A 16109-nucleotide genomic window follows, 5' to 3' on the forward strand; every position below is an offset into this window, starting at 1 on the left:
CAGTGCCTGCGCCATCCGACGGGCGGAGGACTACCAGGTGACCGGCAATTCGTGGGCGCCGATCAGGTTCTCGTCCTTCTTGAAGCGAATCTGCTCCAGGGGTGCAGCCAGTCGCAGGTTCGGGATGCGCCGGAACAGGGTGTGGAATGTCACCTCGAGCTCGACGATGGCGAGCGTGCGACCCGTGCAGAGGTGGATGCCGTGGCCAAAGGCGAAATTGCGATAGGGCTCGCGGTGGACGTCCAGGCGGTCCGGCTCCGGGAAGACTGTCTCATCGCGGTTGGCCGAATCCGGTTGGGCGAGGACGCCTTCTCCGGCGCGGATGAGCTGGCCACCGATGGTGACATCTTCCGTGGCGGCGCGTTGCCGCCCCATATGAGAGACGGTGACGTAGCGCAGCAGTTCCTGGACGGCGGCGGAGAGTGCGTCTGGCGTCTCCAGGGCGCGGAACCTGTCGAGCTGGTCCGGGTGGAGCAGCAGGGCCAGCACGCCCATTCCCACCATGTACCCGGACGGTCCGTGCCCGGCGTAGAACAGCGCGTGGAACATCGCGGTGGCGTCCGGCACGCTCAGCCTTCCCGGCTGCACGTGCTCGGCCACGACGCGACCCACGAGCGTGTCGGTGGGCTCGCGCAGGTTCTCCTCCACCAGCCGTCGGAAGTAGGTATCCAGCTCGTCCAGGGCCTTCTCGGCCACCTCGCGCGACGAGGCGCGCGAGCCAATCGTGCGGCTGAGGACGTGCAGGCGGTCGGCGTCCTCTCGGGACACGCCGAGCAGATCGCAGATGACACGCATGGACACGGGAAGCGCGAAGGCGGAGATCAGGTCGGCCGGCCGGGGCCCGGCCAGCATCGCGTCGAGGACCTCGTCGACGGTCTGCTGGATTCTCGGGCGCAGGGCCTCCATCCGTCGTGGCGCGAACTCGGGTACGAGCATGGCCCGCTGCGCCCGGTACTCCGCCTCGGGAAGAAACGGGAAAGGGAGGGGCCGACTCTGGCGGGCCGCGGAGGCGGGCGACGTGTGAGGAAACCCAGGCAGCGAGGAGTCCAGGCTCAGCCTCGGGTCACCCAGCGCCGCGAGGACGTCCTCGTAGCGGGTGATGAGCCACGGCGTGTTGCCGTCCCACGTGCGAACGGGGCACACCGGAGCCTCCTTCCTCAGTCGCTTGTACTCGGGGGGCGGGTCCAGGGGATGCTGCCAGTCTTTGGGCAATGGATAGGAATCGGTCATCGTGATGCTCCAGTTCGCTCGAGCCGAGCGGCGGCTCCCGCCGCGGTGGGGTTCTGGTACAGCTCTCGCAACCCGAGGTCGCGCCCCAGCTCGGTACGGACTCGGGCCGCGACGTCGATGAGTTGTAGGGAATGGCCGCCGAGGCGGAAGAAGTCGTCGTGGGGGGCGACCGCTGTGACCCCCAGCACGTCGGCGAAGATGCGGGTGAGGCGCTGTTCGGTCGTGGTGTGCGCCGGCCGCAGGCTCGACAGAGGCACCTCCGGAGCCGCGGCGCGCAGCACCTCCTCGTACGAGGTCAGCAGGTCGTCGATGAAGGAAGCGTCGAACAGGCTCTCGTCGAACTCGGCCCAGACGGTGCACGTGCCGTCGCCGCGGTCCTCGACGCGAAGGGTGAGCTCGAACTTCGCCGTGGGGAGATCCCACCGTGGCTCGGTGACCGTGCAGCCATGCAATCCCAGCACGCCGGCCGTACCGGTCGGATGGTAGGCGAAGTTGACCTGGACGACGGGCGACCGCGTCGGATCTCTCGGGGGTGCGAGGTCGGCGACGAGCTGCTCGAAGGGCAGGTCCTTGTGGGCGTACGCGGCGGCCGTGGCCTCGGATACCCGCGCGAGCAGCTCGCGGAAGGTCGGGTTGCCGCGCAGGTCGACCTGCAACACCACGGTGTTGACGAAGAAGCCGAGCACTCGCTCGACCTCGGGCAGGTCCCGGTTGGCCACGGCCAGGCCCAGCAACACCTGTTGCCGGCCCGAGTGGTGCCCGAGGACGACGCCGCAGGCGGCGGACAGCACCGTGAACACCGTCTGCCGCTCGGCGCTCGCGAAGGCATGTACCGCCGAGGTGAGCTCGGCGGAGAGAACCCGGTGCATGCGCCGTCCTCGTCCCAGCGCGGGGCGGGGCGAGACCAGGTCGAGCACGAGGGGAATCCCGGACAGTCGTTGCCGCCACCAACGCGACAACTCCGCGCGCCGCGCTTCGGTGAGTTGCTCGCGCTGCCAGGCCGCCCAGTCCACGTACTGCACGGGAAGCTCGGGAAGCGTCGTGGGCGCTCCGGTGACGGCCGCCTGATAGGCGATGGCCAGTTCCTCGAAGAAGACCTGCTGCGACCAGCCATCGGCCACCAGCAGGTGAACGAAGAACACGAGGAGGTGCGTCTCCGGCTCCACCCTGTGCACGGCGAGCCGCAGCAGCGGCCCGTGCTCGAGGTCGAACGGCTGGGACACCAGGGCTTCGGCGTGACGCAGCGCTTCGGCTTCGGTCGCCACGTCCACCACCCGCATGTCCCCCCGGGCCTGCTTCAACACGTGCTGGTGCGTCCCGAGTGGGAAGACGGTCCGCAACGGCTCGTGCCGGGCCACCAGCGCCTCCAGGGCCGTACGCAGGTCCTCGGTGTCCAGCGGCCCCGTCACGCGGAAGCAGCGGGCCGAGCTGTGCGCGGCTCCCGTCGGGTCGACCCGGTGCAGGAAGCACAGGCGCTGCTGCGCGAACGACATGGGAAACGCGTTCGTCATGCGCGGGGCAGCCGCTTGATGGTGGTGGGCGCGGACGGAAGCGCGGTGAGCGCTTCGGCCAGTTGCGCGACAGTCGGACCCACGAGAATCGTGGCGAGACCGACCTCCCGGCCCACCAGCCTGCTCAGCCGCGAGGCGAGCCTCATGGCCTGCAACGAATGCATGCCCAGCGCGAGCAGGCTCTCGTGGACGTCAACCCGGGCCACGTTCAACAACTCCGCGACCAGCTCCGCGATCCGGGTCTCAACCTCGGTTCTCGGTGCGGTGAAGTCCGCGTCGGGGACCTTGCCGGGCGCTGGCAGGAGGCTCCGGTCGATCTTCCCATGGGCGTTCAGAGGCCACGCGTCGAGGACCACGACTTCCGAGGGCACGAGGTGTCCTGGCAAGTGGTGCGCCGCGTCCGCTCGCACGCTCTGCCCTGTCACCGCTGCGTCCGGTGTGGCCACCACGTAGCCGACGAGCCGGGGCTCCAGTCCCGTCCGGTCGACGACCACGAGGGCGTCGGTCACCCCGGGATGCGCGGCGAGTCCAGCCCGTACCTCGGCCAACTCCACGCGGAAGCCGCGAATCTTCACCTGCTCGTCGGCGCGGCCCACGAACTCGAGGACGCCTCCGGGAAGCCACCGGCCCAGGTCCCCGCTGCGGTACAGCCGTCCGCCGGGCACCGGCCCGAACGGGTCCGCCACGAACCGCTCGGCGGTGAGCTCCGGCAGGCCGCGATAGCCTCGCGCGATGCCGGGCCCACCGATGTAGATCTCCCCGACCACGCCCGGCGGCACCACCTGCGAGTACTCATCGAGCACCACGAGGTGGACGTCGGACAGCGCGCGGCCGATGGGCACGCTGGCGGCGCCCGTGTCGCGCCAATCCTCGAGCCGGTGGCTGCTGGCCATGATGGTCGTCTCGGTGAGGCCGTAGACGTTGGTCGCCTTCGTGAAGCCCCTGTGCTTCAGCGCGCGGAACACGTCCGGGGAGAAGACATCCCCTCCGATGATCACCCGCTCCAGGGCATCGAAGGCTTCGGGCGCTTCGGCCACCAACTGGGGAAGCACCGAGGGGGGAATCACCGCGTGGGTGATGGACGTGCCGGTGAGGGCGCGCGCCAGGCCGCGCACGTCCCATCCATATGGCAGGAAGTGGAGCGCCGCGCCGTTCATCAGCGCCCCGAAGATCTCCAGCACGGAGGGATCGAAGGAAGGCGACGTCATGGCCAACACCGTCTTGCCCGGCCCCAGCCCGAGCGTGTCCGATTCGTGCAGCAGGGCCACGACCGACTGGTGCTCGACCTGGACGCCCTTGGGCCTGCCCGTCGAACCGGAGGTGTAGATGACGTACGCGAGGTCAGCAGGGCTTCCCGAGGCAAGGGTCATCTCGGGCGCGTCGGTGACTTCATCCAGCACGATGACCGGGAGCTCCGTGAGCCATCCTGACAGGTTCTCCGTGGTGATCAGGGCGCGGGCTCCGGCCTCGCGGACGAGCCCCTCCAGGTAGGGGAGCGGCTGGTGGAGGTCCAGCGGGAGGAATGCTGCTCCGGCCTTGAGCACGCCGAGTTGTGCCACGACGAGCTGCTCGGAGCGGGGCACGCACACCGCGACCAGGGCCTCGCGGTCGATGCCCATCTTTCGAAGGTGGCGCGCCAGTCGTTCCGCCTCGCGCGTGAGCGTGCGGTAGGTCATGGGCGGCTGACACGAGGTCACCGCGAGCGCATCGGGCGTGCGCTGGGCCTGGAGGTCGACGAGGTCTGGAACCCATCGCGGGGGAGCCTCCCGCCGGGGCCCCGCGACGATGAGGGCTCTCTGGGCCGCCGCGTCCAGCAGCGCCAGCCTGGACACGCGGGTCTCCGGGGCGGCGACGATGGAGTGCAGCAACTCCTGGTAGGCGGAGAGCATGCCGGTGATGAAGAAGTCGTCGAAGAGGTCGGAGTCGAACTCCCAAGCGAGCAGGATGCCGCTCAGGGACGAGCGGGGGCTGGAGCGCAGCGGCGTGTCGGAGCGGGGAATGTGGACGATGTCCCCGGCCAGCTTGCTGATGTGCCCTGGCTCCGCGTAGCGGGGCACCACGACGACGGACAGCTCGAACTTGGCCGAGCCGTTGCTGAGTCCCTCGACGATGGTGACATCGAGCGGGGCCGCATCGAGAGCGCCCACCGTCGTGTCGTGGAAGTTGAACATGGCCTGGATCAACGGATTGAGCCCACCCTGGTGACGCGCGGGTGACTCCGCGAAGATCATCTCGTAGGGCAGCTCCTGGTGGTCATAGACATCCAGGGCATTGCGCTTCACCCGCGCCAGGAACTCCTCGAAGGAAGGGTCCGCGTGCAGTTGGCCGCGCATGACGACCGTGTTGACGAACATGCCGAGCACGCTCTCGGTGTCCTGCCAGCGGCGGTTGGCGACGGCGGAGCCGACGAGCAGGTCGCGCGAGCCGGTGTAGCGGTGAAGCAGGACGAAGAAGGCGGCGAGCAGGGTGGTGAAGAGCGAGGTGTGATTCCGGTCCGCCAGCGCCTGGATGCTCCGCGAGAGTTCGCCGTCGAGATCCATTCGAGGCCCCACGCCCCGGAACCGCCTCCCCTCCGGAGCCGAGCGTCGTGGGAGCTGGAGCATCGTCTCGGCGCCCTCCAGCGCCTGACGCCAGAAGCGGCGTTGGGCGTCGGCGGCCTCGGTGGCACACCACTCCCGCTGCCAGCGGGCATAGTCGTAGTACTGGACGACGAGGTCGGGGCGCCGCACCTGTCCGTGGCGAACGTGGTCCGTGTAGCCGTTGAGCAGCTCGCGCACGAAGAGGTTGAAGGACCAGCCGTCGTGGACGACGTGGTGCTCGACATGGACGAAGACGTGCTCCTGGGGGCCGAGCTTGAGGAGGAGCCAGCGGAACGGCCTGCCCTCGGCGAGGGTGAAATGGGCCTGGACCCCATCGCGAATGGCCTCACCCACCCGTGAGGCCAGCTGCTCCGCGTTCACGGCGCTGAGGTCTTGGAGAGGGACCTGTACTTCCCAGGGCGGCTCCAGCTCGCAGCGCAGCTCTCCGTCGACCTCCGGGAAGCGGGAGCGGAGCACGTCGTGGCGGCGGACGATGTCGGTGAGGCTGGCGTGAAGCGCGGGGAGGTCCAGGTCGCCCGCGAGACGGAGGACCGCCTGGGAGTGATAGGCCCGGGCGTCTGGGTTGAGCTTGTGCATCAGCCACACCCGCTGCTGCCCGAAGGAGGGAACGAGCGCGGCCCCGGCCTGAGCCACCCGAGGGCCCGGGTCCGCCGCGTCATGCCGTTCACCCAGCCGCGCGGCGATCTCCGCGACCGTGGGCGCCTGGAGGACGGCGCTCAACTCGATGTGCGCCCGCATCTCGCGCCGCACCCGGGCGACGAGCTGGGTGGCGAAGAGGGAGTGTCCTCCCAGCTCGAACAGGTTGTCGTGGCGCCCCACCTGCTCCATCCCGAGCAGCGCCGCCGCGATTGCCGCCAGTGCGACCTCCACGGGCGACTGGGGCGGCTGGTAGTCGGTGCGCTCCGAGCGCCGCGGTCGTGGCAGAAGGGCACGGTCGACCTTGCCACTCGTGGTCAGGGGCCATGCATCGACTTGAACCAATACATCTGGCACCAGGTAGCCGGGGAGCCGACGCCGGAGCTCCGCGAGCAGGGTGTCCACCAGGAGCGCCGCCCCGTCGACCGGGAGCACGTAGCCCAGGAGCCGCTCTCCCGTGCGGTCGATGAGGGCGACCGCGTCACGCACGCCTGGGAGGGTGATGAGCGCTGATTCAATCTGCCCCAGTTCAATGCGCGCCCCGCGGACCTTCACCTGGTCATCGCGCCGGCCGAGGAACTCGAGGCTGCCGTCCGGTAGCACCCTGCCCATGTCGCCGCTGCGATACAGGCGACGTCCTGGAAGGGCGGAGAAGGGATCCGGGATGAAGCGCTCGGCGGTGAGCGCGGGGCGTCCGAGATAGCCGCGTCCGACGCCCTCACCACCCAGGCACAGCTCTCCGGGAGTCCCATCGGGGACGGGCCGCAGGTGCTCGTCGAGGATGACGGCGTGGTAGTTGGAGATTGGCCGGCCGATGGAGACGCGCTCGGAGTCCTGGGGCCCCGCGGAGTGGAGCGTGCTGGCCACCGTCACCTCGGTCGGGCCGTAGCCGTTGACGAAGTGGTGGAATGCGCCCCACTGCCGAGCGGTCTCCGGAAGGCAGACGTCGCCGGTGCTCATGACCGTCCGAAGGTCGGTGAACCGGCCGGGTTGCAGGGTGCGAAGGACGGTCGCTGGAAGCACCGCATGGGTGATACGGCGATTCAGCAGGACCTCGGCCAGGGGCTCACCGGAGATGCGCGACTCGTCGATGGTCTCCAGGCGCCCTCCATTGGGGAGCGCCATCAAGATATCGAACAAGGACGCATCGAAAGAGGGATGAAAGAACTGAAGCACGCGAGCGTCCGGCCCCAGCGTGCCGAGGTAGTCGCGCTGGGCGTGGATGAGATTGGCGACGCCACGATGCTCGGTCATGACGAGCTTGGGCTCACCGGTCGAGCCGGAGGTGCAGATGATGTACGCGAGGTCTTCCGGTGCGAGTATGACCTCCTCGGGTCCTGGCGCGACAGCAGGGGACGCCTCTGCGAGGTCGAGGAAGGGCAGGCCTGGAACGGCGCTGTCACGTGACAGTCCGGCCACGAGCCTGGCCCCGGCCCGCTGGATGATGTCTTGCCGCCAGGAGGGCGGATGTGCGGGGGCCAGCGGAAGGTAGGCCGCGCCGACCCGCCAGACGGCAAGCACGAGCTCGATGAAGGAGGGGCCTCGATCCAGGACGAGCGCGACCACATCTCCACGCCCCAGCCCATGTGCCCGGAGCCTTTCAGCCAGGGCCTGCGTGCGCGACCGCAGCTGTGCGTAGGTCACCTCGACGGAGGCGTTCGAGAGCGCGATGCGCTCGCCATGCAGTTGTGACTGCTCGTCAATCCAGTCCACCGCCGACCGCCAGGGATCCGGGGCGCCCCTGCCCTCGCGCACGGAGGCCTCCGTTCGCTTTTCGTTCGGGCTCGCTTCAGGGGCGATCGGCGTGTGGGATTCGAGCGCCCAGGGACTCTTCAGCCGGAGGCTGGTGAGCAGACGCTCGTATTCTGTTCCTGTAACCAGGAAGGGCGGTGGGGTGGAAGGCAACGATGTCTCCTGGGGGTAATCTGGAGCGCGACTGCCGCGGCGAGCATCGACCCGGCGGTCTGGTTGGCGCGGACCGTAGCACGCGGGCTCTGACCGGCGCCGAGCGTGTGGCTCGGGCAGAGGTCTACAGCCCTCTCGTCACGGTTCTTGCGCATGAGAGGATGGGGGCCCTGTTGAGGGTTGAGGGACTTGCAGGCGGGCCTGTCCAACGGCTGCAACTGCGTTACCACGCCGTCCTGCCGGCGGTAGCGCCGCGTCCCGAGGCGGCGCCTTACGTCCGGGTAATCGACACGCCGCCGTCCACCAGCGTCGCCGTGCCCGTGACGAAGGAGGCGTCATCGGAGGCCAGGAACAGCACCGCCCGGGCCAGCTCCTCGGGCGTGCCCACCCGCTTCAGCGCGTGCAGCCCGGTGACGAACGTCTTCGCCTCGGGCGTGGCGTTCGCCGCCTGGTACATCGGCGTCTCGACCGCGCCCGGCAACACCGCGTTCACCCGCACGCCACGCGGTCCGTACTCGGCGGCCAGCGCCTGCGTCAGGCCAATCAGCCCGGACTTGCTGGCGGAGTAGGCGGCAGTGCCGTGGAAGGCGAAGCTGTACCCGACGAAAGTCGAAGTGAAGATGATGGAGCCCGCGCCCTGCTTCACCATCGGCCCGAGCTGGTGCTTGGCGCCCAGGAAGGCGGCGGTCAGGTTCACCGCCAGCGCGTCGCTGAAGCCTTTCTCGGAGACCTCCGTGCTCGGCCCGCCCTCGCCGAGGACTCCCGCGTTGTTGAAGGCGATGTCCAGCTTGTCGAACCGCTGGAGTGCGAGCGCCACCAGCGCGCGGGCGTAGTCCTCCGAGCGGACGTCACCGGCCAGGGCAACGGCCTCGCCTCCGGCCGCGGCAATCTCCGCGACCAGCGCGTCCAGCTCCTCCTTGCGCCGCGCGCCCACCACCACCTTGGCGCCCTCGGCCGCGAACAGCTTCGCCGTGGCCCGCCCGATGCCCGCGCTCGCGCCCGTGATGATTGCGACCTTCCCGTTCAACCGTTCCATGTGCCTGCTCCCGTCGAGGCCCGCGGCGAGACGCCCGGGCCGATGGGAGAGATGTACTCATCAGCATTTGTTCGAGAAATATGCTGAACCTGCTTTGCTCATTCAGCTTTCCTGAATGATTGGAGCCTGAGCATGGACCGATTGCGTGCCTTCGAGGTCTTCACCACGGTGGTCCAGCGCGGCAGCTTCACCCGCGCGGCGGACGCACTGGACACGTCCGCCGCCAACGTCACCCGCTACGTGAACGAATTGGAGCGCCATCTCGGCACCCGCCTGCTCCACCGCACGCCGCGCCATCTCTCGCTCACGGAGAGCGGCCAGGCTCTTCACGAGCACGTGCGCGGCATCCTCGACGACGTGGCCGAGGCCGAGGCGCTAGCCTCCGCGAGCACCGTCCAGGCGCGCGGCAGGCTGCGGCTCAACGCGCCGCTGAGCTTCGGCATCCTCCACCTCGCGCCGCTCTGGCCCCGCTTCATGGCCCTCCATCCCGACGTGGAGCTGGACGTCTCCCTGTCCGACCGGGTGGTCGACCTCGTCGAGGAGGGCTACGACCTCGCCATCCGCATCTCACGCGAGGGCGCCGCCGCCAGCCAGGTCACTCGCCGGCTCTCCACGTCGCGCAACGTGGTCTGTGCCGCTCCCGCCTACCTGGCGCGCGCGGGCAGGCCCAAGCGCCTGGAGGACCTCGCCGCGCATGTCTGCATCGCGTACAGCAATTCGTCGATGGCGGAGGAGTGGCCGCTCACCGACGCGGCCGGCAATACGCGCGTCGTGCGCATGCGCAGCGTGATGCAAGCCAACAACGGCGACACCGTCCGAGCCGCCGCGCTCGCGGGCCGTGGGCTCACCTGGCAGCCCACGTTCCTGATTGGCGATGACCTGCGTGCCGGACGTCTGGTGCGCGTGCTGCCGGACCATTCGCTCCCGGACATCGACATCCTCGCCGTGTATCCCAGCCGTCGGCATCTCAGCGCCAAGGTCCGGCTGATGATCGACTTCCTCGCCGAGCAGCTCCGGGGCACGCCCTCGTGGGACAGGACGTAACCCGCGCGGATGCGCGGCACCATCCACGCGGAGAGGGCTCCGCGCTCCACCCTGGCGGTGGATGACACGCGTGGGCTTGGCCCGGTTGCGTGGACAGGCCGCTTGAGCATCGGAGAGTTGCCGTGCTGCCCCCCTCTCCCGGTGCCGTCCTGCTGGCCGCCCTGCTCGCTGGTGCTGCACAAGCCGCAGAGCCTCCCCCCGCCCCCCGCTGCGCCGCGACGGCTCGCTTTGACTTGGCGGGGGAGTCCCCGGAGGGGGCCCTCAGCGTGTGCGTCAGCGCGGACGAGCCGACGACGCTCGTCTTTGATTCACTCTTGCCGCCGGGAGCCGTGGAAATGCTGCCGGACAATCGCTCCATAGGTGTTGCCCAGGGGGATGACTTCGTGACCGTGAATCCCAGGCGGGGATTTTTGCCCGGGGAGCGCGTCAAGGTGACGGTGCGCTTCGCGGATGGTGCGGCCCCGGCCAGTGCGACCTTTTGGCTGGTGGGGCATGGTGGACTCGGGGCGCGAAGGGTGGAGGTGTTCCGCCAGCCGCGCCCGCCCGACGTGCTCAAGAAAGAGCGTGACGAAGCACAGGCCGAAGCACGCCAGTGCCAGCAGGACAAAGCGCGGCTTCTGGCCGAGCGTGAGGAGCCGGGCGGACTCATTGGTGCCGCGTGGCTGGAGGGGGCCGGGGTCGTGGCGTCCATGAAGCTTGCCTTTCCGACGGAGCCGCCAGCCAACGCGCTCGGGCTCGTTCAAGCCCGGAGCTACAGCTACACGCCCACGGGCGAGACCCACCCGGCAAGCGTGGCTGTGCGGCTGCGCCTCTTGAACCCCGGCGCCGAGCCCTGGACACTGGCGGGGGCGGCGCTGGTGGACTCGGCGGGGGAGCAGGTGGAGCTTGCCCGTTGGCCACTGGCGCCCATCCCCGCGAATGGTGCCGGTGCCGTCGTGGTGGGCATCAAGGGGGAGCGCGCGCAGCTCGGCTGCCCCTGCACCCTCAAGCTGTGGGAAGCAACCGGGCCGCGCACCTTCACCCTCGGGAACGTCGAGTTCCCGGTGAGCCAGCAGTCGGGGCCCTGAGCACGGCCAGCGCGAGCCGTGCCGAGCCTCAAGGGGCTGCACGCCCGCCAATCTCCGGGAAGCGCTCGTAGGCCCGTTTGAGCGGGTCCAAGTGCGCGGGGTTGTCCAGGTCGAGCGGCGTGCCCGTGAGCCCGACGCGCACGACCTCCGTTCTACAACGGCATGCGGTCCTTCGCTCCTCCGAGCAACTCGAACGCGGCGTCCCATGTCTGGGAATCGGATTCAGCGCGCGGCGGCAGACGGTAGTGGGCGGGTCGACCGTCCTCGTCCGGGGCCTTCGGATCGGCGCCCGCGTCGAGAAGCAGCTTGATCATCGGAAGGTCCAGCCGGCGTGCCGCGTGCCCGAGCGCGGTGTATCCGGTCAGCCCTCCCCAGTCGTTGATCGTCCGAGTCGCCCCCGCGCCCAGGAGGAGCGAGGCCATGCCCAGATTGCCAACCTCTGCGGACGTCCGCAGCGGCGTGATGCCGTCGCGGCTGCACACGTTGGGCTCGGCCCCTGCCTTCACGAGCGCTTCGACTGCCGCCAATTCGTCTTCGCAGGCCGCGACCAACAAGGGGGTCCTGTCCCGCTCGACATCCCACGCGTTGACGTCCGCGCCGTGCTCAAGGAGCGCCAGGAGCACGTCGAGTTCGCCCCCATCGGAGAGTTCGTAAATGGCCACTTGCAGCGGACGCAACCCCGGCGGCTCCGGCTGCGGCTCGTTCGGATCGGCCCCCGCAGCCAGCAGCGCCTTGACCCGGGACGTATCGTGCTGCTCGATCGCTGTGAAGAGTTCTTTCGACATGACTCACAATTCCGACATTGGATGACCCGGGGCGCAATTCTTCGCTTCAAGGGCTTTGATATCCGCAAGGCCATCTTCGAGTTGGGTCATCGCTGTGTTGTGGCCCGGATCGGGCTTGCCTCCAAAGCATTTTTTCTGAATCTCCCACCGCTTCTCCAAAACTTTCTTCACGGCGTCAAGACGCAGCCGGATCCTGGAGCACGGCACCTTGTCCAGCTTCTTTTTGTTCTTCGTGTTGGGCACCTTCGGATTGTAGCGAGGGATTTCGTTGGTGAGCTGATCCTTCTCCGCTTCAAGCTTGTCGAGCAGACTGTTCTTGCAGGTCTGGTTCGGGTAACGCGGAATCCGGTCATACTCCTCCACACTGGTGTAGGGCTTGCCCGTCGCCGGATTGGTCTCAGTCTGCCAAGAGGTGGGAACCTTGACCGCCGCAACCGGATCCGAATCAAAGTCCGGCACGACCTCCTCTGCTTCCTGACGCTCAAATTCCTCCATGAGCCGCCGCGACTCCTCCGCCACCTCCCGCAGACGGGCCTCGTACTCCCCTTGAGCGTCGACCCACTCCGGGCGGCGGTCGATCTCCGGCCCGGCGGTGCTGGAGGGGTAGAGCAGGACGAGGCCCACGAGCAACGGGCCCACCCGGGGGAGGAATTCGGCCAGCGTCCTGGCGCGTCCCGCCTGCGCGACGCCCTCCGCCCCCCTCACCACCTCGGCGGCTTGCCCGCTCGCTTTCGCGGCGCGCGAGAAGCGCTCGAAGGCCCGTTCCGCTGCGGTGAGCTTGCGGTTCAACTGTTCCCATTGATGCGGCTCGATGTCTTGGCGTGCCCGAGATAGCAGTGCCCTGGCCTTGTCCAGGTCCGGCTTTCCAATCCACGACCGTTCTGGTGTCGGCTCCATCGGCGCGGAAACGAGCCGGATGCGCGGGCCCGAGGTGGGAGTCGACGCGAAGGCATGGGGCCGTGGCATCGACTGCGGGGCGGGCGCGCTAGCGCAGGCTGAGGCCAAGAGCAGAAGTACAAGGCAGGCTCGGAAACGCATGAGAGGGTCCTCCATTCTAGATAGGACCTGGCGGGCCCTGGCGGGGCCGCTCGGAGTATGACAGGGCGCCCCGACAGCTACGGACGAGTGCGCCGGGGGCACGGAACGGGCCAGGGGGCCGCAGCCGCAACTCGGGCCAGGGCGAGCGCGAATGCAGCGGGCAGCCCATGCTCGGGGGCGGTGCAGACTCTAGGGCGCTAGGTTGCACAGCCCCGTGGCCCCGGGCCGGTGAAACGGTGGGGCGCGCACCTGGACCGCGCTAGGAGGCTCCAGCGGCGCGGCTGCTAGGGCTCGGGGTTGGGTGGAGGGAACGGTCAGCCGCATTTGGGGCTGTACCTCCTCCAATTTCGAGATCGGCTCTAGCCGCCTTCCAGCCCTTCCCGATACTCGCCGGGACTGAGGGTAACGTCGTGGTGGGCACTGAGAGGCGACCGGGACCGCTCTCGTGCCCCTGTACGTTCAAGTTGTGGGATGCAACTGAGACACGGGGCGTGACCCTCGGAAATATCACCTTACCCGAGGGGCCGACGGCAGCTCACTGACTTCAATCTGTGGGGGACACCGATAACGCGCGTCTTTAACCTTCGGGAACATCACCTTCCCGACGGGCCGAAGATGGGGCGTTGAGTATGTGCCCTCACACACGCCGCGCCCACGTTGTTATGAGCTGGCCACGAGGGCAGAGATGATGCTTTACCGCTCACAATCTGTAATCAGCTCGTACTAATTACTCAGTCCTCGTTCGAAGCTGATGGGAAGAGGTTTTTGACCTCCTGGTGAAATTCATGGTAACGGGCCCATGAATTTTTTCGCAAAGTCTCCAAATCAAGCTCGATGTATTTAGAGCGCAGATGAGCCATGAGTTCAGAATGCGCTTTCTTGAGTGACCGCATTTCTTCTTTTGCTTTATTGTACGCTTTATTGTAGTCCTCTTCGTGGGTTGGGGAGTGAAGAGTGTCATTAGACAGGTTCCAAATGTAAAATTCTCCGGGTCCACGCTGGTATTGAGTCCCGTGAGATAGGACATCGCCCCAGTATTGGTGCACCTGCATCATCAGGTTTCTGGCCGTTTCATCGTACAAATAAGTCGATGATGCCTCCCAGAGGGCATTGAAGCCTTCCCAAAAATGGACCACAGTAAAATCAATTCGATGGGGTGCGTCCTCCCAGATACTGTCGAAGACGTCCGGATTCAGGTGTAGAAGTAGATCATTTAGAGTTCGAATGTCGCGCTGCCTCTTGAGTGAGGTTGCGTCAGTCGCAACGGCGACCGGGCGATTCGGAGAGGTCTTTACAATCGCTTCAATGGCGAGAGTTAGGTCTTTAGTTAGTGCACCTAGGGCACTTGATACGGAGTCTGTATTCTTCTTCGCGTCTCTGGTCGGGAGCGGGCATTTGAATGGGGTGATTCTTTTTTGCCTGATGTCGAAAGGAAGGTCGTCTATGTTTCCAAGCTCCTTATTGGCAACCATGATAATTCGCGCCCATCCATGAAGGGCTGCTGCATAACCGAGTTCGACTAGCACGTTCGGGTTCGGTGTCTTGCGACCGGTTGTCGTGCTGCTATTTATGATGGAGATGTCGGAAATGATGACGTCTGCGGATTCTATCTTGCGAAATATAGTGCTCGGTATATCAGGACTCCCAGCTTCGCCACGTGTTGCTTCGTCGAGAGTTAGTTGCACACCCGGAAGCTTCGCTTCAATAGCGCTTGCTGCATCACGTAGGGCGCTCTTGATTAAATTTCTGCCTTGATTGTCGGGCATGTCTGACTGCCAAGAATAGAAAAGAGTGTAGGTCTTGGAGGTGTCAGCAACTGTCGTCATTGTCTCGCTTCCCCGTGGCAGATGGGTTGCCGCAAAATCTAGGCTGGATGGTTGAAAATTCCACAAAATCGCTTCGCTCTTCCATGGCTCAACCTCTAGGGAGCGGTGTAGCGGTTGTGGCTGTGTCTAGCAACTCTCATGGGGTTGGTCGTGGAGTGCACGGCGGAAATGGCAGCTAGCACCAGCTCGCTCTTACGGACAGTTCCGGGTCAGGCACCGCTTGCCCAAAACTGGAGAGAGGCCGGGTATCCAGGCGGCTGACGCCTCGAATGGCGCCCCGGCATCGACCCGGTTGAGTCCCTGTGGCCTTTAGCCCCGCAGCAGTCCTGGCACGAGAACCCGGCAGCGAGGGGCAAGCTACCGTTCAGGACGGTCATGGGAGCGGCAGCGAGCCACACGGCACGGGATAACCCTCCGGCGCGAGGTAGGCAGCCCCCGTCGTGTTGCACGTATGTCGCGGGAGCCTGCGGAATGGCCTGGAACAGGACGGGACAGCAGGGGATGCGGCGGGATACCGACTCCCAAGCATTCCGGGCGGTTGCGAGGTAAGGGCGCGATTCTGCTGGGAGTTTCGCACCGCCCGGCGCGGGTTCGATTCCCGCCGCCTCCAGTAGAGGTTGCCCGCCGCTCTGAGCCGAGCCTGCTCTCCTCTCGTTCCATCGGCTGGGGCGCGTTCAACGTGGTGGAGGGGCTCATCGACCATCAGTTGCTCGGCATCCACCACGTCCACCCCGGGGAGGGGCAGTTGGCCTGGGATATCGGCTTCCTGCTCTTCGGGGCCCTGCTCATCGTGGGGGCGGCGCGCTCGGGCGCGCGGGCCGTGCGGATACGCTGCCGCGAGGCGTCGTCCCGCCCGTGCTTCGAGGCACGGAAGGCCCTCGCCAGAATCCTCGCGGTTGAGGCTCGAACAGGCCGTGAAGTAGGGTCGCGAGGATGATTTTGGATAAATCATTCCTTCCCCTGACCGTGCTGGCGGCACTCGGCTGCGGGCTGATGGCGGGCCTCTTCTTCACCTTCTCGACCTTCGTCATGAAGGCCCTGTCGCGCCTGCCCCCGGGGGAGGGCATGGCCGCGATGCAAGCGATCAACTCCGCCATCTTGAATCCACTGTTCTTCACGCTCTTCTTCGGAACCGTGGCGGTATGTCTTTGGGCCGTCGTGGCCTCACTCATGCGCTGGCACCACGACGGCTCCGCCTATCGGCTCGCCGGTGGCGCGCTCTATCTGGTGGGCGGCTTTCTCGTGACGGTCGTGTTCAACGTGCCGATGAATGAAAAGCTGGCGGCGACCCCCTCCGCCAGTCCGGAGGCCGCCGCTTTATGGTCCAGCTACCTGACGAACTGGACGGCGTGGAACCATGTGCGGACCGTGGCGTCGCTCGCGGCCGCGGCCTTGCTGACCCTCTCCCTGGTCTGAGCGCGGAGTGGCCGG

At 67.0% G+C, this 16109-nt stretch carries 12 protein-coding genes; 4 read left to right on the forward strand and 8 right to left on the reverse strand.

Annotated elements, in window-relative coordinates; all coding sequences use genetic code 11:
• Positions 1-30: 30 nt before the first annotated feature.
• From D187_RS34255 to D187_RS34270, 4 genes are all read right to left on the reverse strand, one after another.
• The gene (locus D187_RS34255) at positions 31-1230 is read right to left on the reverse strand and encodes a cytochrome P450 (protein ID WP_002629258.1); all 1200 of its coding nucleotides are present in this window, start codon (positions 1228-1230) and stop codon (positions 31-33) included.
• Positions 1227-2741, reverse strand: a complete 1515-nt coding sequence (locus D187_RS34260; RefSeq protein WP_076606285.1) for a condensation domain-containing protein — start codon at positions 2739-2741, stop codon at positions 1227-1229. Before D187_RS34260 ends, D187_RS34255 begins: the two co-directional genes overlap by 4 nt.
• A complete protein-coding gene (locus tag D187_RS34265; RefSeq protein WP_051256672.1) occupies positions 2738-7732 on the reverse strand; it encodes a non-ribosomal peptide synthetase in 4995 nt (1664 codons plus the stop codon). Before D187_RS34265 ends, D187_RS34260 begins: the two co-directional genes overlap by 4 nt.
• A gap of 421 nt (positions 7733-8153) precedes the next feature.
• Complete coding sequence (locus D187_RS34270) at positions 8154-8918, reverse strand: SDR family oxidoreductase (protein ID WP_002629261.1); 765 nt, start codon at positions 8916-8918, stop codon at positions 8154-8156.
• Positions 8919-9050: 132 nt separating this feature from the next.
• Between D187_RS34270 and D187_RS34275 the strand changes: the two genes are divergently transcribed.
• Together D187_RS34275 and D187_RS34280 are read left to right on the forward strand one after the other, a co-directional pair.
• The gene (locus tag D187_RS34275) at positions 9051-9962 is read left to right on the forward strand and encodes a LysR family transcriptional regulator (protein WP_002629262.1); all 912 of its coding nucleotides are present in this window, start codon (positions 9051-9053) and stop codon (positions 9960-9962) included.
• 122 nt (positions 9963-10084) lie between these two features.
• Complete coding sequence (locus tag D187_RS34280; RefSeq protein ID WP_002629263.1) at positions 10085-11029, forward strand: DUF2381 family protein; 945 nt, start codon at positions 10085-10087, stop codon at positions 11027-11029.
• Between the two features lie 28 nt (positions 11030-11057).
• Here D187_RS34280 and D187_RS59350 read toward each other — a convergent pair whose 3' ends face one another.
• The 4 genes from D187_RS59350 to D187_RS55695 form a co-directional block, all read right to left on the reverse strand.
• On the reverse strand, positions 11058-11171 hold the full coding sequence (locus D187_RS59350) for a DUF5953 family protein (RefSeq protein WP_002629264.1): 114 nt from the start codon (positions 11169-11171) through the stop codon (positions 11058-11060).
• Positions 11172-11181: 10 nt separating this feature from the next.
• Positions 11182-11814 carry an ankyrin repeat domain-containing protein gene (locus D187_RS34285; RefSeq protein ID WP_002629265.1) on the reverse strand — a complete coding sequence of 211 codons (633 nt, stop codon included), beginning with the start codon at positions 11812-11814 and terminating at the stop codon, positions 11182-11184.
• A gap of 3 nt (positions 11815-11817) precedes the next feature.
• Positions 11818-12603, reverse strand: a complete 786-nt coding sequence (locus D187_RS34290) for a hypothetical protein (RefSeq protein WP_043432862.1) — start codon at positions 12601-12603, stop codon at positions 11818-11820.
• A 980-nt stretch (positions 12604-13583) separates the two neighbouring features.
• A complete protein-coding gene (locus D187_RS55695) occupies positions 13584-14678 on the reverse strand; it encodes a hypothetical protein (RefSeq protein ID WP_155893803.1) in 1095 nt (364 codons plus the stop codon).
• 679 nt (positions 14679-15357) lie between these two features.
• Here D187_RS55695 and D187_RS55700 point away from each other — a divergent pair.
• Together D187_RS55700 and D187_RS34300 are read left to right on the forward strand one after the other, a co-directional pair.
• Positions 15358-15615 (forward strand): DUF2243 domain-containing protein, encoded by a 258-nt coding sequence (locus D187_RS55700; protein ID WP_002624752.1) that lies wholly within the window; start codon positions 15358-15360, stop codon positions 15613-15615.
• Entirely contained in the window at positions 15612-16094 is a 483-nt protein-coding gene (locus tag D187_RS34300) for an anthrone oxygenase family protein (RefSeq protein WP_020918476.1), read from the forward strand. Before D187_RS55700 ends, D187_RS34300 begins: the two co-directional genes overlap by 4 nt.
• Positions 16095-16109 lie beyond the last annotated feature (15 nt).

Origin of the sequence: Cystobacter fuscus DSM 2262, from assembly GCF_000335475.2 — a bacterium.
GTDB classification, from domain to species: Bacteria; Myxococcota; Myxococcia; order Myxococcales; family Myxococcaceae; genus Cystobacter; species Cystobacter fuscus.